The sequence below is a fragment of the Micromonospora sp. WMMA1947 genome (assembly GCF_027497355.1).
GTDB lineage: Bacteria > Actinomycetota > Actinomycetes > Mycobacteriales > Micromonosporaceae > Micromonospora.
Window position 1 is genome coordinate 5,649,868 of record NZ_CP114909.1, and the last position, 23,458, is coordinate 5,673,325.

19 protein-coding genes are annotated in these 23,458 nt (G+C 73.6%); 8 read left to right on the forward strand and 11 right to left on the reverse strand.

The genetic code is table 11. From position 1 onward, the window contains the following. Positions 1 to 63: 63 nt before the first annotated feature. Positions 64 to 1,107, reverse strand: a complete 1,044-nt coding sequence (locus O7604_RS26665; RefSeq protein ID WP_281578158.1) for a hypothetical protein — start codon at positions 1,105 to 1,107, stop codon at positions 64 to 66. A 411-nt stretch (positions 1,108 to 1,518) separates the two neighbouring features. Here O7604_RS26665 and O7604_RS26670 point away from each other — a divergent pair, with 411 nt between their 5' ends. After that, on the forward strand, positions 1,519 to 2,409 hold the full coding sequence (locus O7604_RS26670) for an SGNH/GDSL hydrolase family protein (protein ID WP_269706747.1): 891 nt from the start codon (positions 1,519 to 1,521) through the stop codon (positions 2,407 to 2,409). 55 nt (positions 2,410 to 2,464) lie between these two features. Here the strand turns inward: O7604_RS26670 and O7604_RS26675 are convergent, their stop codons facing one another. After that, complete coding sequence (locus O7604_RS26675; protein ID WP_281578159.1) at positions 2,465 to 3,724, reverse strand: glycoside hydrolase domain-containing protein; 1,260 nt, start codon at positions 3,722 to 3,724, stop codon at positions 2,465 to 2,467. 209 nt (positions 3,725 to 3,933) lie between these two features. On the opposite strand from O7604_RS26675, the gene O7604_RS26680 reads away from it, so the two are divergent. Together O7604_RS26680 and O7604_RS26685 are read left to right on the forward strand one after the other, a co-directional pair. Beyond that, positions 3,934 to 4,086: a hypothetical protein gene (locus O7604_RS26680; RefSeq protein ID WP_174533668.1), complete on the forward strand. Its 153-nt coding sequence runs from the start codon at positions 3,934 to 3,936 to the stop codon at positions 4,084 to 4,086. Further along, positions 4,086 to 5,051: an N-acetylmuramoyl-L-alanine amidase gene (locus O7604_RS26685; RefSeq protein ID WP_281578160.1), complete on the forward strand. Its 966-nt coding sequence runs from the start codon at positions 4,086 to 4,088 to the stop codon at positions 5,049 to 5,051. Before O7604_RS26680 ends, O7604_RS26685 begins: the two co-directional genes overlap by 1 nt. Positions 5,052 to 5,102: 51 nt before the next feature. Here O7604_RS26685 and O7604_RS26690 read toward each other — a convergent pair whose 3' ends face one another. Genes O7604_RS26690 through O7604_RS26700 form a run of 3 tightly spaced genes read right to left on the reverse strand, consistent with a single transcriptional unit; the run spans position 5,103 to position 7,958 of the window. After that, positions 5,103 to 6,332, reverse strand: a complete 1,230-nt coding sequence (locus O7604_RS26690; protein ID WP_281578161.1) for an epoxide hydrolase family protein — start codon at positions 6,330 to 6,332, stop codon at positions 5,103 to 5,105. Positions 6,333 to 6,354: 22 nt separating this feature from the next. After that, positions 6,355 to 7,257: a redoxin gene (locus tag O7604_RS26695; RefSeq protein ID WP_269706751.1), complete on the reverse strand. Its 903-nt coding sequence runs from the start codon at positions 7,255 to 7,257 to the stop codon at positions 6,355 to 6,357. Further along, complete coding sequence (locus O7604_RS26700; RefSeq protein WP_269706752.1) at positions 7,254 to 7,958, reverse strand: DUF1223 domain-containing protein; 705 nt, start codon at positions 7,956 to 7,958, stop codon at positions 7,254 to 7,256. Before O7604_RS26700 ends, O7604_RS26695 begins: the two co-directional genes overlap by 4 nt. A gap of 172 nt (positions 7,959 to 8,130) precedes the next feature. Here O7604_RS26700 and O7604_RS26705 point away from each other — a divergent pair, with 172 nt between their 5' ends. Then, on the forward strand, positions 8,131 to 10,362 hold the full coding sequence (locus tag O7604_RS26705; protein WP_281578162.1) for a hypothetical protein: 2,232 nt from the start codon (positions 8,131 to 8,133) through the stop codon (positions 10,360 to 10,362). 12 nt (positions 10,363 to 10,374) lie between these two features. On the opposite strand, the gene O7604_RS26710 is transcribed toward O7604_RS26705, so the two are convergent. Together O7604_RS26710 and O7604_RS26715 are read right to left on the reverse strand one after the other, a co-directional pair. After that, a complete protein-coding gene (locus tag O7604_RS26710; protein WP_269706755.1) occupies positions 10,375 to 10,932 on the reverse strand; it encodes a GNAT family N-acetyltransferase in 558 nt (185 codons plus the stop codon). Further along, on the reverse strand, positions 10,929 to 12,965 hold the full coding sequence (locus O7604_RS26715; protein WP_281578163.1) for a penicillin acylase family protein: 2,037 nt from the start codon (positions 12,963 to 12,965) through the stop codon (positions 10,929 to 10,931). Before O7604_RS26715 ends, O7604_RS26710 begins: the two co-directional genes overlap by 4 nt. A gap of 228 nt (positions 12,966 to 13,193) precedes the next feature. Between O7604_RS26715 and O7604_RS26720 the strand changes: the two genes are divergently transcribed. The 4 genes from O7604_RS26720 to O7604_RS26735 are packed head-to-tail and all read left to right on the forward strand — an operon-like array spanning position 13,194 to position 18,438. Continuing rightward, a complete protein-coding gene (locus O7604_RS26720) occupies positions 13,194 to 14,750 on the forward strand; it encodes an aspartate aminotransferase family protein (protein WP_281578164.1) in 1,557 nt (518 codons plus the stop codon). A gap of 27 nt (positions 14,751 to 14,777) precedes the next feature. Further along, a complete protein-coding gene (locus O7604_RS26725; RefSeq protein WP_269706758.1) occupies positions 14,778 to 16,064 on the forward strand; it encodes a lysine N(6)-hydroxylase/L-ornithine N(5)-oxygenase family protein in 1,287 nt (428 codons plus the stop codon). A gap of 8 nt (positions 16,065 to 16,072) precedes the next feature. Further along, a complete protein-coding gene (locus O7604_RS26730; RefSeq protein ID WP_281580010.1) occupies positions 16,073 to 16,657 on the forward strand; it encodes a GNAT family N-acetyltransferase in 585 nt (194 codons plus the stop codon). Further along, a complete protein-coding gene (locus O7604_RS26735; RefSeq protein WP_269706759.1) occupies positions 16,654 to 18,438 on the forward strand; it encodes an IucA/IucC family siderophore biosynthesis protein in 1,785 nt (594 codons plus the stop codon). Before O7604_RS26730 ends, O7604_RS26735 begins: the two co-directional genes overlap by 4 nt. Positions 18,439 to 18,492: 54 nt before the next feature. Here the strand turns inward: O7604_RS26735 and O7604_RS26740 are convergent, their stop codons facing one another. Genes O7604_RS26740 through O7604_RS26755 form a run of 4 tightly spaced genes read right to left on the reverse strand, consistent with a single transcriptional unit; the run spans position 18,493 to position 23,376 of the window. Beyond that, the gene (locus tag O7604_RS26740; RefSeq protein WP_269706760.1) at positions 18,493 to 19,395 is read right to left on the reverse strand and encodes a siderophore-interacting protein; all 903 of its coding nucleotides are present in this window, start codon (positions 19,393 to 19,395) and stop codon (positions 18,493 to 18,495) included. A 45-nt stretch (positions 19,396 to 19,440) separates the two neighbouring features. Then, a complete protein-coding gene (locus tag O7604_RS26745; protein ID WP_269707114.1) occupies positions 19,441 to 21,543 on the reverse strand; it encodes an iron ABC transporter permease in 2,103 nt (700 codons plus the stop codon). Positions 21,544 to 21,548: 5 nt separating this feature from the next. After that, entirely contained in the window at positions 21,549 to 22,538 is a 990-nt protein-coding gene (locus tag O7604_RS26750) for an iron-siderophore ABC transporter substrate-binding protein (RefSeq protein WP_269706761.1), read from the reverse strand. 28 nt (positions 22,539 to 22,566) lie between these two features. Continuing rightward, positions 22,567 to 23,376 carry an ABC transporter ATP-binding protein gene (locus tag O7604_RS26755; RefSeq protein WP_269707115.1) on the reverse strand — a complete coding sequence of 270 codons (810 nt, stop codon included), beginning with the start codon at positions 23,374 to 23,376 and terminating at the stop codon, positions 22,567 to 22,569. Positions 23,377 to 23,458: the final 82 nt, after the last annotated feature.

A 23,458-nucleotide genomic window follows, 5' to 3' on the forward strand; every position in this document is an offset into this window, starting at 1 on the left:
GACACGACGAAGCCGGCAGGCCGGGAGTCCCGGCCTGCCGGCTTCGTGTCACCGCGGCGTCGGTTACCGCAGGAAGCGGTCCAGCGCGGCCTCGATGGTGCCGCTGTCCGGCGACGCGTACGACTTCATCGTCACCTTGTTGTAGGAGATGAAGCTCGGGCAGCGGGCGGCCGGCGCGTTCACCGTGCCGCCGTCACCGATCTTCTCGGCGGTCTTCGCGGCGTGGAAGGTCAGCGTGTACCGCGAGGAGATGTACTCGACGGTGACGACCTTGTCCTCGCTGTTCTTGTACTGGCACTTCTTCGGCGTGCCCTCGCTGCCCTCGACCATCTTGAGGCAGCCGATGACGGACACCGTGGCGAAGTCCGCCGACTTGGCGTAGTACGGCTTGGCCGAGCTGACCGTCTTCTGCGACCAGAACGACGGCCGGTCCGGGGAGTTGGAGAAGACGTACGCCTTCGAGCCCGCCGGCGCGGTGTACGGGGCGGCGTTGAGGATCGGTCCCCCGTCGCAGACCGCCGACATCTCGCTGGCGTACCGCGCGGTGATCGCGTCGTTGTTCGTGGGTCCGTCCGGCCCGGTCGACTCGGGCGCGTCCGCGCTGGGGGTCGCGGACGGACTGCTGTCCGGGCCGGGGGTGGCGCTGCCCGAGGCGACCGGCTGCGGGTCGTCCTCGTCGCCGTTGAAGGCGACGTAGGCGAGCCCGCCGCCGCAGCAGAGCAGCGTCAGCGTCACCGCACCGGCGGCGAGGCCGACGATCAGCCCCTTGCTCTTGCCGCCGCCGCCCTGGGGCGTGCCGGGCGCGTAGGGCGCGGCCGGCGGCGGGAAGCCGGCCTGCCCCGGGTACGAGACCGCGGGCTGCGGCGCCCCGTACGGCGCGCCGGAGGCCGGCTGCGATCCATAGGGTGCGCCGGAAGCGGGCTGGGCGCCGTAGGGCGCGCCGGAGGCCGGCTGCGAACCGTACGGGGCACCTGACGCCGGTGGCGAGCCGTAGGGCGCGCCGGAGGCCGGCTGGGCGCCGTACGGGGCGTTCGGGTCGGGCTGGTTGCCCCACGCTCCGGCGTTCGGGTCCGGATAGCCTCCGTAGGGAGGGTGATTGTCACTCATCTGAGGTTCTTCCACCTGTCGTCCGTGGTTCCGGCGATCAACCACTTCGCAGCGTAATGACGGCTGCAAATCCAGGATCGCCGACATTCGATCGGTCGTTCACCAGCCGTGCCGGGGTGGCTCCGGTGCGTGCCTCCGCGAATCCGGTCCCGGGCCGCCCACCAGGGGCGACGGTGCCGGGGAACGTTGCGCCGCAACGAATCGACCCGTCGGCAGCCGTTCCGTACCCGGCTTTCGGGTCGCTCAAAAATGTGACGTACGCAACACCAGGGCCCGCGTGGGCGACCCCTCACCGGGCGGCGGCGGACCACATCCCGGGACAGCCTTTAGTGAGTGCTGTCTATATTGACGTACGTCACAGGCGTGGACAGAATCCCAGCACCACCACCAGGACCCCTCCGGGAGGGCCCCATGATCCGTCCCCGCCTGCCGCTGATGCGGACCGCCACCAGACTCGCCGCGGTCGCCGCGGCCACCGCCGGCGTGCTGCTCGCGGTCACCGCACCCGCCGTCGCCGCCGCGCCCGCCGGGCGGTACGTCGCGCTCGGCGACTCCTACACCTCCGCGCCGCTCGTGCCCACCCAGGTCGACCTGAACTGCCTGCGCTCCAACCGCAACTATCCGTCCCTGGTCGCCGCGTCCGCCGGCTCGTCGTCGTTCGCCGACGTGAGCTGCTCCGGGGCCACCACCGAGGACATCCTGTCCGGCGGCGACGGTGCGCTGGGCATCGCGCTGCCGCCGCAGGTCAGCGCCGTCACCTCGGCCACCGCGCTGGTGACCGTCCAGATCGGCGGCAACGACATCGGCTTCGCCGGCATCATCGGCGACTGCGCCGAGGCGAGCGTGAGCAGCCCTCTCGGCTCGCCCTGCAAGGACCGGTTCACCGCGGGCGGCACCGACCAGTTGCGGGCCCGGATCGCCGCCACCGCGCCCAAGGTGACAGCGGTGTTGCGGGCGGTCCGCCAGGCCGCGCCGAACGCGCGCGTGGTGGTGCTCGGCTACCCGGCGATCCTGCCCGACAGCGGGTACGGCTGCTGGCCGGTGGTGCCGATCGCCTACCAGGACGTGCCGTACCTGCGTGGCGTCCAGAAGGCGCTCAACACGATGCTCGCCGACACCGCGGCGGCGGGCGGGGCGAGCTACGCCGACGTCTACACCCCGTCGATCGGCCGGGACGCGTGCAAGAGCAGCGGCACCCGCTGGGTGGAGGGACTGGTGCCGCAGAACTCCGCCGCGCCGTTCCACCCGAACGCCCGGGGCGAGCAGGGCATGGCCACCGCCCTGCTGGCGCACCTGAACTGAGCCCGCCCGCGTGAGCCGGTCCCACCCTCGGCGGGACCGGCTCACGTCCCGCGGCTCAGACCCGGGTGATGCGGACCGCGTCGGCGACCACGTACCCGGTCCCGGCGCTCCAGCGGCTCACCCCGACCTTGTCGCCCGTCCCGGCGGCGAGCGTGAACACGCCGAGCGAGACCCAGCGCCCGCCGCCGGTGCGCTGGTCGACCGTCACCGTCCGGTTGCCGGTCGTGGTGGCCACGAGGTACGGGGTGCGGTCGTTGTAGCCGCTGTCGGCCGGGTACCACACCGAGACCTCGTAGCTGCCGCTCGCGGGCAGGGTCGTCCGGAACCAGGCCACGTCGCTCGCAGGGGTCGGCGTGGCGAAGCGGTAGTCGGCGCCGTACCGCTGCCCGGAGTACGCCGACGTGCCCCACGCCGCGCCGGCGGTGAACCCGCCCGCCGTGCCGTTGTCCACTGTCACGCTCCACGGCGCGGGCGTCGCCGTGCCGGCCCGGAGGTCGAGGTAGTTGCGGTCGATCTTCATGGTCACGCCGCCCCACGTCTCGGTGACGTCGCCGGCGTACTGGTGCAGGCGCTGCTGGTCGGCGTAGCGGTCGTCGGCGCAGTACGTGCCCCCGTCGGTGTCCGCGACGCCGTTCCACCAGGCGATCCAGATCTGGTCCAGGCGCAGGTAGCGGGTGTCGTGGTACGCGCCGCAGACGTCGGTGATGCCGGACGAGCCGCTGGAGTACATGCCGGCGAGGTAGCCGCGCGTGTGCAGGCGCTCGACCCAGCCGGAGAGGAAGGAGAGCACGGCGGCGCGGCAGGAGGCGCTCGTCGGGTACTGCTCGATGTCGTTGTAGAGCGTGCTGCCCGCGCCGATGCCGAGCGCCGTCGCCGCCGCGACCGCGCTGTCCGCCGCGGTCCGGCCCTGCCCGCGCGCGGTGGCCGGGTCGGCGGACATCTTCGGCGTACGGGTGCCGCACGGCGCCTGGTAGCCCAGCTCGATCGGGATGAGCCGCCAGCCCTTACGGGTCTGGTCGGCCACCCAGGTCGCGGTCAGGTTGGGCTGGGCGCACGTGCGGCTGGCGCCGCTGATGTAGACGCCGACCGCGCGGTACGGCGACGCGGTCAGCCAGGCGTCCATCGCGGCCTGGGACGGCGCGGTGCAGGTGTCGAAGCCCTTACCGGTGTACGTGCCGGGCTGCGGGCCGACCGCTGCCGCGACGGCCGGCTCGGCGGTGCCTGGTGTCCCGGCACGGGCCGGGACGGCCGGAGCCGGACCGGCCGCGGCCGCGACGACGGCGAGAAGTGTCAGGGCCGTGGCGATCGCTCTCATCGGCGCCCCTCCTGTGAAGGATTCCTCGCCCGGCGGCGAGACATGGGCAGGATTTCTACCACGCATCGACGAACGACGACAGACGGTCGTGGCGGAAGTTTTCACAATGGAAACGATCATTGAAGGGTATCGACAAGAGCCCGGCACCGGGATAGCGTGCTCGCACTCACATGCGTCGATCAGTGAAGCGCCGTCACCCGAGGAGCGCCATGCCCACGTCACGATCCCCCCGTCTGCGACGCCGAGGTCTGCTCGGCGTACCCGCCCTGGTGGCCGCCGCGGTCACCGTGGCCGTCCGTCCCGGCGCGGCGCACGCGGCGCCGAAGGCCGAGTGCCTCGCCGACCTGCTCCGGGAGCAGTGATGGCCACCATTCCCTGGCTGGTGGACGTGCTGCGGGCCGCCGGCGTGCAGGTGGTGGTCGAGGGCGACTGGCTCAACCGGATGCGCTCCGGCTCGTTCGACCCGATCGGCGTGCTCTGGCACCACACCGCCGCCACGTCCAGCGCCACCAACCCGCACCCGGCGCTGAACATCTGCATCAACGGCCGCTCCGACCTGCCCGGCCCGCTCTGCCAGGCGCTCGTGGACTACCACGGCGTGTTCCACGTGATCTCGGCCGGCCGATGCAACCACGCCGGCACCAGCGGCGGCAGCGGCCCGATCCCGGCCGGGGACGGCAACACCCTGATGATCGGGTGGGAGATCGACTACAACGGCGTCGACCAGCGGATGACCACCGCCCAGTACAACGCGAGCATCGCGGCCACCGCCGCCGTGCTCAAGCGGCTCGGCCGGGACTCGAGCTATGCCCGGGGGCACCGCGAGACCAGCACCACCGGCAAGATCGACCCGTCCTTCATCGACCTGAACACGATGCGCGCCGACGTGGCCGCCAAGATGGCCGGCGGCGGCACCGGCTGGACGTCGATCGTGGACAACGCCACCGCGGGCCGGTTCACCGCCAGCGCCAGCTGGGGCACCTCGACGTACTCCGGGCAGCGCTACGGCGCCGACTACCGCTACGCGGACCCGGTCGCCGCGAGCGACGCGGCCTGGTACAAGTTCAACGTCCCCCGCACCGGCAACTACCGGGTCGAGGCGTGGTGGCCGGCGAACGCGGGCTACAACGCGGCCACGCCGTACATCGTCGCCACCACCACCGGCAACCGGACCGTCGTCGTCGACCAGCGGGCGACCGGCGGGCAGTGGCGCTCGCTCGGCACGTTCACGCTGCCGGCCGGGGACGCCAACCGCGTCGCGGTCAGCCGATGGAGCTCCGCCGCCGGCCTGGTCATCGCCGACGCGATCCGGCTGACCGAGGTCTGAACCCGAGGATGCGGCCGGGTGGCACCCCACCCGGCCGCATCCGACAGTCGGTCAGCGCAGCGACCGGAAGGCCGCCCGCATATCCTGCGCGAACAACTCCGGCTGCTCCCAGGCGGCGAAGTGCCCACCCCGGTCCAGCTTGTTGTAGTGAATCAGGTTCGGGTACGCCCGCTCCGCCCAGCTACGCGGCGCGAGCAGGATCTCGTCCGGGAACTGGCTCACCGCCGCCGGCACCTGGACGCCCTTGGCGGCGAAGAACGACAGCGCGTTCTGCGCGTACAGCCGGGCCGAGGACACCCCCGTGTTCGTCAGCCAGTAGAGCGTCACGTTGTCCAGGATGTCGTCGCGGCTCAGGCCGCCCGGCCGGCCCGCGAAGGCGGCGCAGATCAGGTCCAGGCTCGCCGCGTCGTGGTCCAGCATGAACGTCGCCAGCCCGGCCGGCGAGTCGGCGAGCGCCGTCAGCGTCTCCGGACGGGTCGTCATGATCAGCGCGTACGCGGAGTGCTTCCAGAAGAAGTCGATCCGCTCGCAGGCGGCCCGCTCCTCGTCCGAGAGCCCGGCCGGCAGCTGCGCGAGGGGGTTGTTCACGCCGGTGATGCCACTCTGCAGCAACGCGTCGATGTCCGGCGGCACCACGCAGGGCATGTTCGTGTGGATGCCGGCCAGCTCCGGCGGCGCCTGCACGCCGAGCATGTCGGTGATCAGCGCGCCCCAGTCGCCGCCCTGGGCCACGAAGCGCGTGTAGCCCAGCCGCCGCATCAGCTCGGTCCAGGCGCGGGCGATGTGCTGCGGGTCCCAGCCGGGCCGGTCCGGCTTGCCGGAGAAGCCGTAACCGGGCATCGACGGGATCACCAGGTGGAACGCGTCCGAGGCGCGGCCGCCGTGTGCCGTCGGGTCGGTGAGCGGACCGATGATCTTCAGCTGTTCGATCACCGAGCCCGGCCAGCCGTGCGTGACGATCAGCGGCAGCGCGTCGGCGTGCGGCGAGCGCACGTGGATGAAGTGGATGTCCAGGCCGTCGATCTCGGTGACGAAGTTCGGCAGGTCGTTCAGCCGCGCCTCGACCCTGCGCCAGTCGTACTCGGTGGCCCAGTAACGGGCCAGCGCCTGGCTGGTCTCCAGCGGCACGCCCTGCGACTGGTCGTCCACCGTCTGCCGCTCCGGCCAGCGGGTGGCCGCGAGCCGGGCCCGCAGGTCCGCCAGGTCCGCCTCCGGCACGTCGATGCGGAACTCGCGGATGTCGGCGCCGGTACGCGTCGGCGTCATGGTCTTGACGGCCACGGGTTGTCCTCCTCGGGTCGGGTCAGGGACCGAACGTGAAGACGTACGCGCGCAGACCGGGCCGCTCGGCGCGCAGGGTGAGCCGGTGCTCCCCCGGCGGCGCGCCGTCGATCAGCCGGATCATGGCCGCCCGGTCGACCCGGGCCCGGTCGTCCGGGCCCACGTCGGCGCCGCGCGCCTCAGCGGCCGGTTTCCCGTCCAGCAGCACCCGAACCCCGGCCGGTCCCGCCGGTCCCGGGTCGGCCACCAGGTTCACCTCGCCGGCGGTGAACGGCAGGACCAGTTCGGCGTCGGCACCGGCCGCCTCGACGTACTCGCCCTCGACCCGCCAGTCGCCGCGCAGCGCGTACGTGCCGGGCACGCCCCGATCAGCGCCGAGGTAGGTCTCGGGCGTGAGCCCGGCGTACGTGGGCTGCGGGGTGGTCACGAACGCGGTCACCTCCGGGGTGACCGGTGGCAGCGCGGTCGCGGGTGCGGCGGCCTCGACCAGCCGCCGGATCAGCGTCTCGGTGCGGTCGTAGTCGCCCTCGCCGACCCAGCGGTCGGCCAGCCGCCCGTCGGCGTCGAACAGGTACTTCGCCGGCCAGGCGTCGTTACGCAGGGCGCGCCAGAACGTGTAGTCGTCGTCGATCGCGATCGGGTAGGTGAGTCCGTGGTCGCGGATCGCCCGGTCGATGTTCTCCGGCAGCCGGCCGAACCCGAACTCCGGCGCGTGCGCGCCGATCACCGTGAGACCCAGGTCGCGGTAGTCGCGGTGCCACGCCCGCACGTACGGGGCGGTACGGATCCAGTTCACGCACGTGTACTCCCAGACGTCGACGAGCACCACGCGTCCGCGCAGGTCCTCCGGCGTCAGCGGGGCGGAGTTCACCCAGCGGCGGACGTCGATCGGCGGCAGCCGGGTCGCCACCGCGGCCCGCGTCACCCGTGGCTCCCGTCGCCGAGGTCGACGGCCGTGGCGCCGACCACCGCCCGGTCGCCCTGCTGCACGTATCCGACGACCGAGGTGCGACGCGGATCGGGCGCTGCCGGCACGTCGATCTCCACCCGGCCCCGCTCACCGTTGCACTCGGTGGAGCAGAACGCCCGCACCACCGTGTCCTGACGCAGCCGCCGCCCGGCGTTCTCGCCCCGGGGGACGTCGTTCTCCAGGCCGCGTTCCACCACCGCCACGTTCAGCCGGGCCTGCTCGGGCAACGCCCCGGTCTCGTAGTCGAGCACCACATGGCCGGCGTCGGCCGTCACCACGAACAGCGCCACCGGGGTGCCGGGCGGCGCGGCCAGCGCGGCGTCGATCGCCGAGGTGGCCTGCCGGCGGTCCGACCCGACGAACTCGACCGTCCCGTTGACGATCATCTGCGGCGTGTAGAGCCCGCCGGAGCGCAGCGCCCGCGCGTACCGCTCCTGCCGCAGCGTGTGAGCCTCGGCGCCGTACGGGTCGGCCCAGCCCAGGTGATCCCAGTAGTCGACGTGGAAGCCGAGCGTGTAGACCCGCTCCCCACGCTCACGCGCGTCCCGGTCGATGGCGGACAGCACCTCCTCCGCGGGCGGGCAGCTGTCGCAGCCCTGGGAGGTGAACATCTCCACGACGGCGAAGCCGTCGCGCGGGGGCGATGCGCCGGTCATGCGGGCTCCCTTCCTCCGACGTCCGCCCGCGGTTACCCGGCCGGCCCGGCTTCGAACGGGCCGCCCGCCGGGCCGTGCGGGCGTTTGCCCACGCCCCGGCCGGGTAGGGAGGTGCGCCACCCGAGGGCGGGCCGTGCAGGCGGCGTGGGCGGCCGGGAGTCGCGGAGGGTCGATGACGGCTGGACCAGGGCGGGCACAGGCCCCGTCGGGCGAGGTGGTGGAGCTACGGGTGCACGGTGTCTCGGCGGGCGGCGCCGCCGAGGTGCTGGACCGGCCGCTGGTCCGGCAGGTCGCGGGCGACCGCAGCGCCGGCTTCTACCGTCCCCGTCCGGACCTGGCCGACGAGCGCGGAGCGGGCGGCGTGACGCTCGAGGCGTACCAGTGGAACGACCTGCCGTCCGGCACCGCCCTGCGGACCCTCTCGCTGTTGTTCCTGATGCCCTTCATGCTGCTCAACGTGGCCGTGTGGATGCGGCCGGTGGACGCGGTCGGCGGCGTGGTGGTGCGGGCGCTGTGCCGGGTGCTGGGGCTGAGCCTGACCGGGCTGTACGTGCTCTCCGGCGCCGGGGTCGCGCTGGACCTGGTGGCCTGGCAGTGCCTGTCCGTCCCGGCCTGCATCGCCGACCGCGAATGGCTGTCCTGGATGGGCGGGCGGCCGGTGGGGCTGCGGCTCGTGGTGCTGGCGCTGGTGCCGACCGCCGCGGTGAGCCTGGTCTGGTGGGGCGCTCGGCGGCCGGGGCGCTCGTTCACCGCGTTCCGGGCGCCGGAGCGGGCGTCCGCCGGGCCTCCGCTGAGCACGATCGGCCAGTGGGACACCGAACCGTTGATGGGCCGGCTGCGCTCGATCCACATCGCGGCGGCCTTCGCCGTGCTCGACGCCTGCCTCCTCGCCGCCCGGGCCGCGCAGGGTGTTCCGCCCACGGTGGCGGTGCTGCTCGCGGTCACCGGCGCGGTCCTGCTCGCCTGCGTCGTCCTGGTCTGCGTTCCGCCGCTCGTCGACCGGGCACCCACCGACCCGCGACGCGACCGGGTCGCCCGGGTGCTGCGCGCCACCGCGATCGGCCTCACCGTCGTGGTGGCCGGGTACCTGCTGTTCGCCCCCACCCGCTGGCGTACCGGCGGCGGGCTGCCCGGCTACGGCTCGATCCTGACCTGGCTGCTGTCCACGCACGCCGTCCTGCTCGGCGCCCTGGGTGCCGTGCTGATCTGGCACCGCCTGCGGGCACGCGGCCACCAGCCGCCGAACGGGCTCGGCGCGCTCGTGGTCGCCGCGGCGGCGGGCGGGCTCGCCGTCGCGTACTCCGCCGAGCTGGTCCAGCGCACCGCCGACCTGCTGGACCGGGGCGTGTCCCCGGCGGACGACATTCCGGGGCCGGCGCGCGCGTACACCTGGGCGATCTACGGCTTCTTCCGCGCGTTGCTGGTCACGCTGGTGGCCGCCGCCGTGGTGGCACTGGTGTCCCGGCGTGGCCGGACACGCGCCGCCCAGGCGATCGTCGAGCGGGACTTCCCGGCGCCCCCGGCCGAGGCGGCGCCCCGGCTGCGGCAGGTCCGGACGATGATCGTCCGCGCCCGGTTCACCGACCTGCTGGTGCCCCTGGCGGTGCTGTTCGCCGTCATGGCCGGCGCGGGCGCCGCGACCACCGCGATGGCGCTGGTCCACCCCGAGCCGGGCGTGGCTCTGGAACGGCGCACGCACATCCCGGCCGAGCTGGTCATGTTCGGCATCGAGGTGGGCGGGGTGGCGATCTCGGCCGCGGTGCTCGGCCTGGTGGTCGCCGGGATCTTCGCCTACCGCAGCCCCGGGTTCCGCCACCACGTGGGCGTGCTCTTCGACCTCGCCACGTTCTGGCCCCGGGCCGCGCACCCGTTCGCACCGCCCTGTTACGCCGAGCGGGCCGTGCCGGAGCTGGCCCGGCGCGTCACGTACCTGGTGCGCAGCGGCAACGGGGTCCTGCTGGCCGGCTACAGCCACGGCTCGGTGCTGGTCGCCGCCACCGTCCTGCAACTACCGGCGGAGATCAGCGCGCGGGTCGCCCTGCTCACCTACAGCTCACCGCTGCGCCGGCTCTACGCCCGGCTGTTCCCCGCCTACGTCGGCGACGACATGCTGCGCGGGATCGGCGGGCGGGTCGGCTGGCGGTGGCGCAACCTGTGGCGGGACACCGACGCGCTGGGCGGATGGATCTTCTCCCCGCACCGTGCGGACGAGCCGGCCCGCGTCACCGGGCCGGAGGCGACAGTGGACCGTCGTCTCCGGGATCCGGAGGGCCTGGTGGCCCCGCCCTGGGACAGCGTCCCGCCGCCGATCAAGGGTCACCTCCCGTCCGAGGACGACCCGGCGTACGCCGAGACGGTGCGGGACCTGGCCGGCCGGCTGCGCGCCGACGCCGTCGAGCCCTGACGCGGGCGGGCGTCACGCGGGCGGGTGGTCCGCCTCGAACCGTTCCCGGGTGAGGAACGCCAGCCTCGCCCGCTTGTCCGGCATGTCGATCTCGTCGCCGAGCGTGAACCCCTCGATCCGCAGCCGGCGCAGCATCGCGTCGTTGCGCACGTCCGGCTCGACCACCACCCGGCGCGCGGCCGGGTCGCGCAGCAGGAACCGGACCAGGGCCGGGAAGACCGCACCGGTCACGCCGCGCGGGTACCGCCGGGGCGGGTCGAGCAGCAGGTGCGTGCCCACGTCGCCGGGCTGCACCGGGTAGCGCTCGCCGACCGGGTCCGCCTCCGGCTGGTAGGTCTGGAACAGCCCGATCGGCTCGCCGTCGAGCCGGATCAGGTACGCGTGGTGGGTGTCCAGCCCGTCGACGAACGCGTAGATCTCGCGTACCTCGTCGACCGTGTGCGAGCCCATGCCCCAGAACCGGTTGCGGGGCCGAATCACCCAGCCGTGCAGCAGGCCGGCGTCCCGGTCGGGGCGTACCGGCTCCAGCGCCAGCTCGCCGAGGCCGGGGATGCGCTCCAGGTGGATCACGTCGTCTCGTCTCCCGTCAGGGGGCCGGCGGGCACCGGGATCAGCGTCCCGGCGGCCCAGTGGGGCAGTTGGTCGGCGAAGTGCGCGTCGCCGGGGCGCCCGGAGGCGCCGAACGGAACGATCCAGCGGCTGGCCGCCCGGTCGGTCAGGTCCCACACGTAGCGGGCGACCGGACCGCGCCAGCAGGCGTCGGAGATGCCCGGCACGCTGGACGTGGCCAGCACGCAGTCGGTGTCACCGGCGAGCGCCACCCGCTGCCGCATCGCCGCCACCGCGTCGGTGACCGCGGGGGCGACGCCCAGGTGCACCGGGTGCAGCAGGTGCCGGCTGCCCCACGCGCCGGGCGGCGGGCCGGCGGCCACCTCGGCCAGCGCCTCGGCGGCCGGTTCCGCGAGGTCGAACCCGGCCGCGAGGTGGTCCAGCGCCAGGCCGATCCGGGCCGCCGGGTCGGTCCACGGTGCGAACAGCTCGTCGAACCCGCACGGCTCGTCGAGGGCACGCAACCTCGGGTGTACGCGCAGCCGCCGGGCCAGCGCCGCCCGCCACGCCGCGTACGCCCCGGCCTCGGCCGAGCCCGCCGCCATCACGCGGTCCCAGCCGCGCAGCCGCAGCAGCAGCGCGCGGGCGGGTTCGTCGAGCCGGCCGGGGTCGAGCCGGTCGAGGAGCCGGTACAGCGGGCCGGCCGGGAGGCGGTCGTCGGTGTGCACGGTGGACGGTTCGGCGTCCTGGGCGAGCAGCTCCCGGATCCGGCGGGCCCGGTGCGGCGGGGCGAAGTCGGTGCCGTGTGCGGCCACGTCGTCGCGGCGGTCGTTCGCGCACACCGCCGCGCCGTCGACCGGTTCGTCCACGAGCGGCAGGTAGTCGTCCCGCCACCGGTAGGCCGGTTCCCAGGCCGGCACGGGCTCCCAGCGGCACCGCTCGTCGCGTACCGGGACCAGGCCGGCGACCAGGCGGCGGACACTGCCCCGGGTGTCGGCGGCGAGCACGCTGTTGACCGGCTCGACCCAGTGCCGCAGCGCGTCGGCCACGTCGTCCGTACGCCGGGCGCGCAGCAGCGGCAGCAGCGCCTCGAAGCCGAGGCGGGCCTCGACCCGGCTCGGGGTACGCAGGGCGATCGCCTCGCCGGTGACCCGGTCGTGGTCGATCACCGGGCCGCGGGGCGTCTCGATCACCTCGACCGTCTCCGGGGCGCCGCCGCGGACCTCGATCTCCTCGACGTGGCGCGTGGCGGGCGTCCAGCCGTCGGCGTCGCGCACCAGCACGCGGTCGCCGTCGCGGCGCAGCCGCTCGCGGTAGAGGTCCTGGTAGTCGGCCATCGCGTTGGTGACGGCCCAGGCCACGTGCCCGGTGTGGCCGAAGTGCGGCACGCCGGGTACGCCTGGGAAGGCGAGACCGACCACGTCGAACTCCGGGCAGGTCAGCCGGACCTGCTGGTAGACGCCGGGTAGTTCGAGCAGCCGGTGCGGGTCACCGGCGATCACCGGGCCGCGTCCGGTGGCCGGGTCGGCGGGCAGCGCCCAGGCGTTGCTGCCCGCCGACGCCGGTCCCTCCACCGCGAACAGTCCGGCCGCCTCGGGGCCGAGCGTACGGGCCACGTGCGCGTGCCAGAGCTTGTTCGGGAACGTGGAGAACAGCACGTGCTGGACGAGGAACACGCCGAGCGGCGACCAGGGGTGCCAGGGTTCGGGTGCGGCGCCGGTGGCGGCGAACTCGGGTGCGCCGGCGGCGCCCTCGGCGAGTCCGGAGTTGACCCCGTCGACGTACGCCTCGACCCAGCGCCGGGTGTCCGGGTCCAGCCGTTCGTAGCAGCGCCGGGCGGTGTCGTCCAGCCGTACGCGGCGGGCGAACCGGTCCCACGCCAGCTCGGCCGGGCCGACGTGGGCGGAGAGGCGCCCTTCGGCGCGCCAGCGTTCGACGCTGATCTGCCAGGCCCGGTCCGTCGCCGCGACACGCCCCTGCAGGCGCGCGAGCGTGTCGACGTCGCCGGCCTGCAGCTGCGGCACGCCCCACGGATCGCGATCGACGCGTGTCATCGTCGTGCCCCGCCCGGGTGCGCCCGGCGGTGGTTCCATTCGATCGTCAACTTAGGATAACCTCCCCTAACCGACGGCGACCTTACCGCGACAGGCGGACATCGCCAACCGGCGGTACATGCGGGACAAAACAGGTCGAGTCGCGCTTGCTTGTTAGGCCAGCCTAACCTAACCTGATCGCCGCGGCTCTGGCCGCGCGCCCTGTCCGCACGACCGCTGGGAAGTCGCATGAGTTCGATCGGGAGCCCGACCGGCGCCGCGCCCACCGACACCGGCCGCATCGCCACCGAGGCACGCGGCCACCTGTTCAACGCCGGCTCGCTCGGGCGGTACCGGGACGTGCTCGCCCGCGGCGTCGACCGGGTCGCCCGCCGGGTGGCCGAGGTGGACGGGCCGTTCACCGGTGTCACGCCCGACGAACTGGCGCCGCTCATCGGCGGCATCGATCTGGACCGGCCGCTGGGCGACACCGACGCCGCCCTGGACGAGCTGCACGACGTGTGGCTGCGCGACGCCGTGTACTTCCACCACCCGCGCTACCTGGCCCACCTCAACTGCCCGGTGGTCATCCCGGCGCTGCTCGGGGAGGCGGTGCTCAGCGCCGTCAACTCCTCACTGGACACCTGGGACCAGAGCGCCGGCGCGACGCTGATGGAGCGGCGGCTGATCGAGTGGACGGCCGGGCGCATCGGGCTGGGACCGGCCGCCGACGGGGTCTTCACCAGCGGCGGCACCCAGTCGAACCTCCAGGCGCTGCTGCTGGCACGCGAGGAGGCGTACCGCCGGGTGGTGGGCGGCGCCGACGGCCGGCCGGACCGGCCGGCGGTGCTGTCCCGGCTGCGGATCATCACCTCCGCGGCCGGGCACTTCAGCGTGCAGAAGGCCGCCAAGCTGCTCGGACTGGCCGCCGACGCGGTGCTCACCGTGCCCACCGACGCGAACCGCCGGATGCGCACCGACGAGCTGGCCCGCGTGATCGACAGCTGCCGTCGCGACGGCCGCGTGGTGATGGCCGTCGTCGCCACCGCCGGCACCACCGACTTCGGCACCGTCGACCCGCTGCCGGAGATCGCCGACATCTGCGCCGGCGCGGGCGTCTGGCTGCACGTCGACGCCGCGTACGGCTGCGGGCTGCTGGTCTCCCCCACCCGCCGGCACCTGCTCGACGGCATCGAGCGGGCCGCGTCGGTGACTGTGGACTACCACAAGTCGTTCTTCCAGCCGGTCAGCTCCAGCGCGCTGCTGGTCCGCGACGGCCGGACGCTGCGCCACGCCACCTGGCACGCCGACTACCTCAACCCGGCCCGGGCGGTCGAGCAGGGCATCCCGAACCAGGTCGACAAGAGTATCCAGACCACTCGCCGGTTCGACGCCTGCAAGCTCTGGCTGACCCTGCGGATCATGGGGCCGGACGCGATCGGCGCGCTGTTCGACCAGGTCGTCGACCTCGCGGCGCAGGCGTGGCGGCGGCTCGACGCCGACCCGCGGTTCGAGGTGGCCGCCCCGTCGCAGCTGAGCACGGTGGTCTTCCGCTACCGGCCCCCCGGCCTCGCCCCCGACCTGGTCGACGAGGCCAACCTGCACGCCCGCGACGCGCTCGCCGCCTCCGGCGCGGCACTGGTCGCCGGGACCCGGGTCGACGGCGCCCACCACCTGAAGCTCACCCTGCTCAACCCCGAGACCACTGTGGACGACGTCGCCCACGTGCTGGATCTCATCGCCGACCACGCCGCCTGGTACGCCCGGACCGCGACCGCCGCCGAGCTGTCCTGCCCGGTCGGCTGACCCCCGTCGAGGAGAACGAGAACCCCCATGTCGACCCACGACTTCATCGCCGTCGGGCTGGGCCCCTACAACCTCGGCCTGGCCTGCCTCACCGCACCGATCGACGACCTCGACGGGCTGTTCCTGGAGGCCCGCGACAGCTTCGACTGGCACCCCGGCATGCTGCTGGAGTCCACCCGGCTCCAGACGCCGTTCATCGCCGACCTGGTCACGCTCGCGGACCCCACCTCGCCGTACTCGTTCCTGAGCTACCTGAAGGAGACCGGCCGGCTCTACCCGTTCTACATCCGGGAGAGCTTCTTCCCGCTGCGCGCCGAGTACAACGACTACTGCCGCTGGGCCGCCGCCAAGCTGCCGAACCTGCGCTTCCGGCACACCGTCACCGCCGTCGAACACGACGAGGCCGACGACCGGTACGTGGTGCACGCGGACACGCCGGACGGGCCGGTCACTCACCGGGCCCGGCACCTCGTGCTCGGCACCGGCACCCCGCCGTACCTGCCGCCGGCCTGCGCCGGGCTGGGCGGTGACCTGATCCACAACTCGCGCTACCTGGAGCACCGGGAGGCGCTGCGGGCCAAGGACAGCATCACGATCGTCGGCAGCGGCCAGAGCGCGGCCGAGATCTACCACGACCTGCTCGGCGACATCGACACGTACGGCTACCAGCTCACCTGGGTGACCCGCTCACCCCGGTTCTTCCCGCTGGAGTACACCAAGCTGACGCTCGAGATGACCTCGCCGGACTACGTGGACTACTTCCACGCGCTGCCCGAGCCGACCCGCTACGCGCTGGAGGCCGCGCAGAAGCCGCTGTTCAAGGGCATCAACGCCGACCTGATCAACGACATCTACGACCTGCTGTACGCCAAGAGCCTGCACGGTCCGGCGCCGACCCGGCTGCTGACCAACACCGAACTGGTCGAGGCGGCGTACGCCGACGGCCGCTACCGGCTCGGGCTGCGCCACACCGAGCAGGACCGCGCGTTCACGCTGGAGACGCAGGGGCTGGTGCTCGCCACCGGCTACCACTACCGGGTGCCGGAGTTCCTCGCGCCGGTGAGGGACCGGCTGCGCTTCGACGCGCACGGCCGCTTCGACGTGGCCCGCAACTACAGCATCGACCACACCGGCCGGGGCGTGTTCCTCCAGAACGGCGGCACCCACACCCACAGCATCACCTCGCCCGACCTGGGCATGGGCCCGTACCGCAACTCGTGGCTGATCCGGGAGATGACCGGCCGGGAGCACTACCCGGTGGAGAAGGCCATCGCCTTCCAGGAGTTCGGCGCGCCGGCCGGAGCGCCGGCATGAGCGCCCGCATGACCGCCTTCACCCGCGTCGACGACGCGCTGGGCGAGTTCACGCTGCGCCCGCTGGACCCGGACGCCGACGCCGCGCTGCTGCACCGCTGGGTGACCCATCCCAAGTCCGCGTTCTGGCTGATGCAGGACGCCGACGTGGACGCGGTCGCCGCGGAGTACCGGCGCATCGCCGACCACCCGCACCACGACGCGTACCTGGGGTCGTGGCGCGGCACCCCGGCGTTCCTGGCCGAACGGTACGACCCGGCGCACGTCGAGCTGGTCGGCCTGTACGACCCGGAGCCCGGCGACGTCGGCATGCACTTCCTCTGCGCACCCGCCGACACGCCGGTGCACGGCTTCACCCGTGCCGTCATCACCACGGTGATGGCCTGGCTGTTCGCCGACCCGGCGACCCGCCGGGTGGTGGTGGAGCCGGACGTGCGCAATACCGCCGTGCACGCACTGAACGCGGCCGTCGGCTTCACCGTCGTCGGCCCGATCCGCAAGCCCGAGAAGGAGGCGCTGCTCAGCGTCTGCACCCGGGACCAGTTCCGGGCCGCCACCGGCGCGCCCGCAGGCGAGGAAGGGGCACCGGCGTGAACGCCAGCGCATCCGTGGACCACCTGACCCCCGAGGCGTGGGCGACGGCCAACCGGCTGCTGGTGCGCAAGGCGCTCGCCGAGTTCGCCCACGAACGCCTGATCACCCCCGAGCCCGCCGGACCCGGGCAGTGGCTGGTCCGCAGCGACGACGGCACCGTCGAGTACCGGTTCGCCGCGCAGCGGCTGGCGCTGGACCACTGGCAGATCGACCCGGACAGCATCGTGCGCCGCCGCGACGACGCGGACCTGCCGCCCGACGCCGTCGACCTGTGCGTGGAGCTGCGCGGCGCGCTCGGCCTCACCGACGCGATCCTGCCGGTCTACCTGGAGGAGATCACCTCCACGCTGGCCGGGACCGCGTACAAGCTGGCCAAGCCCGCGCGGAGCGCCGCCGAGCTGGCCGCCGCCGACTTCCAGGCGATCGAGACCGGCATGACCGAGGGGCATCCCTGCTTCGTGGCGAACAACGGCCGCATCGGCTTCGGCGTGCACGAATACCACGCGTACGCCCCGGAGGCCGCCGCGCCGGTACGGCTGCTCTGGCTCGCCGCGCACCGCGACCACACCACGTTCACCTGCGCCGACGACCTGGACTACGACACGCTGGTCCGGGCCGAGCTGGGCGAGCAGACGCTGGCCGGGTTCACCGCCACGCTCACCGGGCTGGGCCTGGACCCGGCCGACTACCTGTTCGTGCCGGTGCACCCGTGGCAGTGGTGGAACAAGCTCGCCGTCACGTTCGCCGGTGAGGTGGCCCGGCGCCGGCTGGTCTGCCTCGGCGAAGGGCCGGACGAATACCTCGCGCAGCAGTCCATCCGTACCTTCTTCAACGTCAGCGACCCGGCGAAGCACTACGTCAAGACCGCGCTGTCGGTGCTGAACATGGGCTTCATGCGTGGCCTGTCCGCCGCGTACATGGAGGCGACGCCCGCGATCAACGACTGGCTGGCCGGGCTGATCGAGGCCGACCCGGTGCTCAGGCGCACCCGGCTGTCGATCATCCGGGAGCGGGCCGCGATCGGCTACCGCCACCGGCAGTACGAGGCGGCGACCGACCGCTATTCGCCGTACCGGAAGATGCTGGCGGCGCTCTGGCGGGAGAGCCCGGTCCCCGCGTTGGAACCCGGGCGGCGGCTGGCCACCATGGCCTCGCTGCTGCACCTGGACCGCGACGGGCGGTCGCTCGCCGCGGCGCTGATCGACGAGTCGGGGCTGGCGCCGGCCGACTGGTTGCGCCGCTACCTGGACGCCTACCTGGTGCCGCTGCTGCACAGCCTGTACGCCTACGACCTGGCGTTCATGCCGCACGGCGAGAACGTCATCCTGGTGCTGCACGGCGGCGCCGTGGAGCGGGTCGTCTTCAAGGACATCGCCGAGGAGATCGTGGTGATGGACCCGGACGCGGACCTGCCCGAGCGGGTGGGACGGATCCGGGCCGCCGTGCCCGAGGACGAGAAGATCCTGTCCATCTTCACCGACGTCTTCGACTGTTTCCTGCGGCACCTGAGCGCCGCCCTGCACACCCAGGGCGTGCTGGACCAGGACGGGTTCTGGCGCACGGTGGCCGAGTGCGCCGCCGACTACGCCGCGACGGTGCCGCACCTGGCCGACCGGATGCGCCGGCACGACCTGTTCGCGCCGGAGTTCACGCTGTCCTGCCTCAACCGGCTCCAGCTGCGCAACAACCAGCAGATGGTCGACCTGTCCGACCCGTCGGCCGCGTTGCAGTTCGCCGGCACCCTGGTCAACCCGCTCGCCCCGTACGCGCCACGCGGATGACGAAGCGGGCCGGCGCACCTGGCGCCGGCCCGCTTCAACGGCGGTGGGGACGTCTCAGTTCTCCGCGCGACCGGCCCGCCAGTAGCCCATGAACGCCACCGCGCGCCGGTCCATGCCCCGCTCGGTGACCAGGTGGCGGCGCAGGCCGCGGATCATCGCCGCCTCCCCGGCCAGCCAGGCGTAGAGCGCCGCGCCGTCGGGCCGCTCCGGCACCTCCCAGAGGATGTCCCGGTCCACGTCCACCTCGGCCAGCGGCGCGGCGCCCACCGCGACAGGTACCTGCACCAGGCGACCGGCCACGCTCGTCACGGCCGGGGTGAGCCGGCTGCCGTGCGGGGCGCCGTCGCGGGGCAGCCAGGTCACCGTGACGCCGGCCGGTGCCGCGCAGGGCAGCTCGTCGCCGGTCTCCGGCACCTCCACCAGCGCGTGTCCCCGCGCGTCGGCGGGCAGCCGCTCCAGGATCGCGCAGATCGCCGGCGCGGCGGTCTCGTCGCCTGCGAGCAGCAGCGTCGCCCCGGCGGGCGGCTGGAACTCGACGCCGCCGTGCGGCCCGTCCCAGCCGGCGTCCGGGCCGACCACGGCGATCCGGTCGCCGAGGCGGGCGCGCCGCGCCCACCGGGTCGCCGGGCCGCCGTCGCCGTGCAGCGCCATGTCCACGTCCACCTCGTACGCCTCCGGCCGCACGGCGCGGACCGTGTACGTGCGGATCGGGCTGCGCAGCCCGTCCGGCAGCTCGCGCCACCGCGGGAACCAGTCCGGCCCGTCGGGCAGCTCCCCCGGCGCCCCGTCGACCGGCGGCAGGGCCAGCTTGATCCGCTGGTCGTACCCGTTGTCGGCGAACCGGTCCAGGTCCGGCCCGGTGAGCGTCACCCGCAGGAACGACGGGCCGAGCCGCCGTAGCGCGCGGACCTCAACGGTGAAGACTCGCCAGGGCGCGACGGCCAAGGTGCTGGTCATGCGTCATTCCTCTCACGGCCGGTGGGCGGTTCGTGGGTGAACGGGTCAACGGGCCGCTGCCGCGGCGCGGGAACGCCACAGCAGCCAGACGAAGTACGGGGTGCCGATCAGTGCGGTGACCAGACCGGCGGGGATCTGGGCGGGGGCGATGACGGTGCGGCCGAGCGTGTCGGCGAGGCTGACCAGGGTGGCGCCGAGCAGCACCGCGACCGGCAGGACGCGGGTGTGCCGCCCGCCGACCAGCGCGCGGGCCGCGTGCGGCGCGACCAGGCCGACGAAGCCGATCACGCCGACCGCCGACACGGCGGTGGCGGTGAGTATCGCCGCCAGGCCGAGCGCGACCAGCCGGGCGTGCTCCAGCCGGACCCCGAGCACGCGGGGCGTGTCGTCGTCGAGCGCGAGCAGGTCCAGCTCGCGGCGTACGGCGGCCACCAGCGGCAACGCGATCAGCAGCGCGATCGCCACCGGCAGCACCTGCGGCGCGGTACGCCCGTAGGTGGAGCCGGACAGCCAGGTCAGCGCCTTGCCGGTGTTCCACGGGTCGGACGACACCACGATGAACGTGATGACCGCCGTACCGCCCTGCCAGACCGCGAAGCCGATCAGCACCAGCCGGTCGGAGTTGAGCCCGCGCCGCCGCGCCAGGCCGTAGACCAGCGCGAACGCGGCGACGGCGCCGAGTCCGGCGGCGCCGGACAGGGCGAGCACGCCGGCCATCGGCGCGAACGTCAGCAGCGACACCGCGCCGATGCCGGCGCCGCCGGTGATGCCGAGGATGCCCGGTTCGGCGAGCGGGTTGCGGCACACCGCCTGCACCGTGGTGCCGGCCAGGGCCAGCGCGGCGCCGGCCAGCAGCGCCGCGGTGACGCGCGGCCAGCGGGCGTCCAGCACGAAGGTGTACGCCGGCCCGGTGCGGCCCTGAACCCAGTTGACGATGTCGCCGAGCAGCACCCAGGTGTCACCGAAGAGCATGCCGAGCACCAGCGCGGCGGTGACGACGACCGCGCAGAGCGCGATGACCACGGCGACGAAGCCGCGGGAGCGTACGGCGGCGTGACCGCCCGGCGCCTGCCGGGTCGGCCCGGCGTCGCGGTGGCGGCGGGCCAGCCAGATCAGCAGCACCGCGCCGAAGAGCGTGGTCACCACGCCGGTCGGCACGTCGACGCCGGCCTGCCCGCCGAGCACGGCCCGCAGCAGCACGTCGGAGCCGAGCACGATGACCACGCCGACGATGCCGGCCAGCGGCATCAGGACCCGGTGCCGGTGCACCTCGGGCACCCACTTGCCGAGCAGCCGGACGATCACCGGCGCGCCGAGGCCGACGAAGCCGATCGGCCCGGCCATGGTGACCGCCGCGGCGGAGAGCAGCACCGCCAGCAGCACCACTGTGAGCCGGGTGCGGCGCACGTTGAGCCCGAGCACGGTGGCGGTGTCGTCGCCGAGGGCGAGCAGGTCCAGCCGGTGCCCGAGCGCCACGAGCAGCAGCGCGGCGACCCCGATCACGGGGGCGAGCTGGGTGAACGCGACCAGGTCGCCCTGCACGAGCGAGCCGTTGCCCCAGGCGAACAGGCCGATGGTGGACTGCTCGAACAGCAGCAGGAGCAGCATGGTCACCGAGGCCAGCGCCATCGCGGTGGCCGAGCCGGCGAGGATGAGCCGGGTGGTGGCGGCCTGGCCGCCGGCCGAGAGCAGCATGACCAGGGAGGCGGCGGCGAGGCCGCCGCAGAACGCCAGGCCGCCCGAGGGCAGCGCCGGCAGCGCGATCCCGAACGCGGCGGTGGAGACGATCGCCAGATGCGCGCCCGCGTTGACCGCGAGCGTGTCCGGCGAGGCGAGCGGGTTGCGGGTGGTCGACTGCAGCGCGGCGCCGGCGAAACCGAGCGCGACGCCGACGGCGAGGCCGGTGAGCAGCCGGGGCAGGCGGGAGGCGACGAGGATCCGGGCGGCCTCGTCGTCACCACCGGTGAGCAGCCGGAGCAGGTCCAGCGCCCCCACCGACGACGTGCCCTGGGTGAGGTGCACCGCGGTGATCGCGACGAGCACGACGGCGGCGAGGGTGAACGCGCCGGCGACCCGGCTGCGCCGGGCAGGCGGCGGCCCGACCGGGGCCGGCCTGGTGGCCGGCCCCGGCGGGGCGGGGGCGGTCATCGCGCTCAAGCCGTGTAGACCTTGACGAGCTCGTCGATGTACTGCTTGGCGGACAGCGTGCCGCCGAAGGTCCAGATGCCGTTGGGCATCTTGTGCAGCTTGTTCTGCTGCACGAACGGCAGGGAGCGCCAGATCGCGTTGCCGGCGAGGCCGTCGGCGAACACGTCGGTGCCGTCCGAGGCGTTGTAGAAGAAGTGCAGGTCCTGGCTCTTGAGGACGTTCATGCCCTCGACGTCGGTCTGGCCCAGGCCCCACATCTCGTCGGTCTTGCCGGTCCAGGCGTTCTTGAGGCCGAGCTGGATGCCGAGCTGGGAGACGAGCGCGCCCTGGCCGAACATCCGGATCGAGACGGTGCTGCCCTCCTTCCAGCCGTCGGCGATGGCGAACTGCTTGCCGGCCGCCCCGGCGTCGGCGATCTTCTTCTTGCCGTCGGCGATGGCGGCGTCGAAGTCGGCGAGCAGCTTGTCCGCCTGGGCGGTACGACCGGTCGCGGTGGCGATCATCTTCAGGTCCGCGCGCATCCGGCCGATGTTGTCGGAGGCGTCGCTGCCCTTGGTGACCAGCACCGGGACGTACTTCTCCAGCTGGGTGACGACGGCGGAGCCGCGCTCGGCCTCCATCACCACGAGGTCCGGCTGGAGGGCGACGATGGAGTCGACGCTCGGCTCACCCCGGGTGCCGACGTCCTTGACGCCCGGGTCGAGCGGGGCGGCGGTCACCCAGGTGGCGTACCCCTTGGGGTCGGCCACGCCGACCGGCATCACGCCGAGGCCGACGAGCATCTCCACCTCGCCCCACTCCAGGCCGACGACCTTGGTGGCGGGGCTCTTGAGGGTGATGGTCTTGCCCCGGCTGTCGGTGACGGTGACCGGGCCGGTCGACGCGGCGTCGGAGGGGGACGGTGCGGCGGCGGGCTCCTCGGTGGTGCCGCAGCCGGCGATCAGCAGCGCGCCGGCCGCGGCGGCGGCGAGCAGGGTCATGCGGGTACGCAACATCGGTTTCTCTTCTGTGTGCAGGAATCGGTCAGGCACAGACGCGGGTCGTGTGCCGGCCGACGGGACGAGTGGAGAGCAGGTTGGTGACCGGGTCGACGGTCACCTCGACGCGGATGCCGTAGGCCTCGGTGAGCGCCGCCTCGGTGAACACCTCGTGCGGCGTGCCGGCACCGCGTACCCGGCCTTCGTGCAGGAGCACGACCTGGTCGGCGACGGCAGCCGCCTGGTTGAGGTCGTGCAGCACCACACCGACGGCGACGCCGGCGGTGTCGGCGAGTTCGCGCATCAGGTCGAGGATCTCCACCTGGTAGCGCAGGTCCAGGAACGTGGTCGGCTCGTCCAGCAGCAGGATCGCGGTGTCCTGGGCCAGGCAGGTGGCCAGCCACACGCGTTGCAGCTCACCGCCGGACAGCTCGTCGACCGGCCGGGCGGCCATGGCGTCGACGCCGGTGACCCGCATGGCCCGGTCGATGGCGGCCGGCCCGTCGAGGTCGTTCGCGCGCCACCGCTGCCGGTACGGGTGCCGGCCGTACCCGACCACGTCGCGCACCGTCACCCCGCTGGGGGTGGGGCGGCTCTGCGCGAGCAGCGTCACCCGGCGGGCGAAGTCCCGGGCGGACAGCGACCGGGCCGGCGTGCCGTCGGCCAGCACGATCTCGCCGTGCTCCAGCGGGTGCAGGCGGGCCAGCCCGCGCAGCAGCGTCGACTTGCCGCTGCCGTTCGGGCCGACCAACGCGGTCACTGCCGCGGGCCGCAGCGTGATGGCGGCGTCGTGGACCACCGTCGTGCCGTGATAGCCCAGCCGCAGGTCACTGCCGCTCAAGCCGTCGGCTCGCACCGTTCTGCTCGTCACGGAGGTTAGGCTAACCTAAGACTTGATCGTGCTGTCAAGCCGGTCCTTCGGTCCGATCTCCTCCCCC

Excerpts from the sequence above, each read along its gene's own strand:
- O7604_RS26750 (WP_269706761.1), bottom strand. The coding sequence starts at position 22,538 with ATGTTGCGTACCCGCATGACCCTGCTCGCCGCCGCCGCGGCCGGCGCG.
- O7604_RS26725 (WP_269706758.1), top strand. The coding sequence starts at position 14,778 with ATGTCGACCCACGACTTCATCGCCGTCGGGCTGGGCCCCTACAACCTC.
- O7604_RS26720 (WP_281578164.1), top strand. The coding sequence starts at position 13,194 with ATGAGTTCGATCGGGAGCCCGACCGGCGCCGCGCCCACCGACACCGGC.
- O7604_RS26685 (WP_281578160.1), top strand. The coding sequence starts at position 4,086 with ATGGCCACCATTCCCTGGCTGGTGGACGTGCTGCGGGCCGCCGGCGTG.
- O7604_RS26670 (WP_269706747.1), top strand. The coding sequence starts at position 1,519 with ATGATCCGTCCCCGCCTGCCGCTGATGCGGACCGCCACCAGACTCGCC.
- O7604_RS26700 (WP_269706752.1), bottom strand. The coding sequence starts at position 7,958 with ATGACCGGCGCATCGCCCCCGCGCGACGGCTTCGCCGTCGTGGAGATG.
- O7604_RS26665 (WP_281578158.1), bottom strand. The coding sequence starts at position 1,107 with ATGAGTGACAATCACCCTCCCTACGGAGGCTATCCGGACCCGAACGCC.
- O7604_RS26740 (WP_269706760.1), bottom strand. The coding sequence starts at position 19,395 with ATGACCAGCACCTTGGCCGTCGCGCCCTGGCGAGTCTTCACCGTTGAG.
- O7604_RS26680 (WP_174533668.1), top strand. The coding sequence starts at position 3,934 with ATGCCCACGTCACGATCCCCCCGTCTGCGACGCCGAGGTCTGCTCGGC.
- O7604_RS26730 (WP_281580010.1), top strand. The coding sequence starts at position 16,073 with ATGACCGCCTTCACCCGCGTCGACGACGCGCTGGGCGAGTTCACGCTG.
- O7604_RS26745 (WP_269707114.1), bottom strand. The coding sequence starts at position 21,543 with ATGACCGCCCCCGCCCCGCCGGGGCCGGCCACCAGGCCGGCCCCGGTC.
- O7604_RS26675 (WP_281578159.1), bottom strand. The coding sequence starts at position 3,724 with ATGAGAGCGATCGCCACGGCCCTGACACTTCTCGCCGTCGTCGCGGCC.
- O7604_RS26715 (WP_281578163.1), bottom strand. The coding sequence starts at position 12,965 with ATGACACGCGTCGATCGCGATCCGTGGGGCGTGCCGCAGCTGCAGGCC.
- O7604_RS26705 (WP_281578162.1), top strand. The coding sequence starts at position 8,131 with ATGACGGCTGGACCAGGGCGGGCACAGGCCCCGTCGGGCGAGGTGGTG.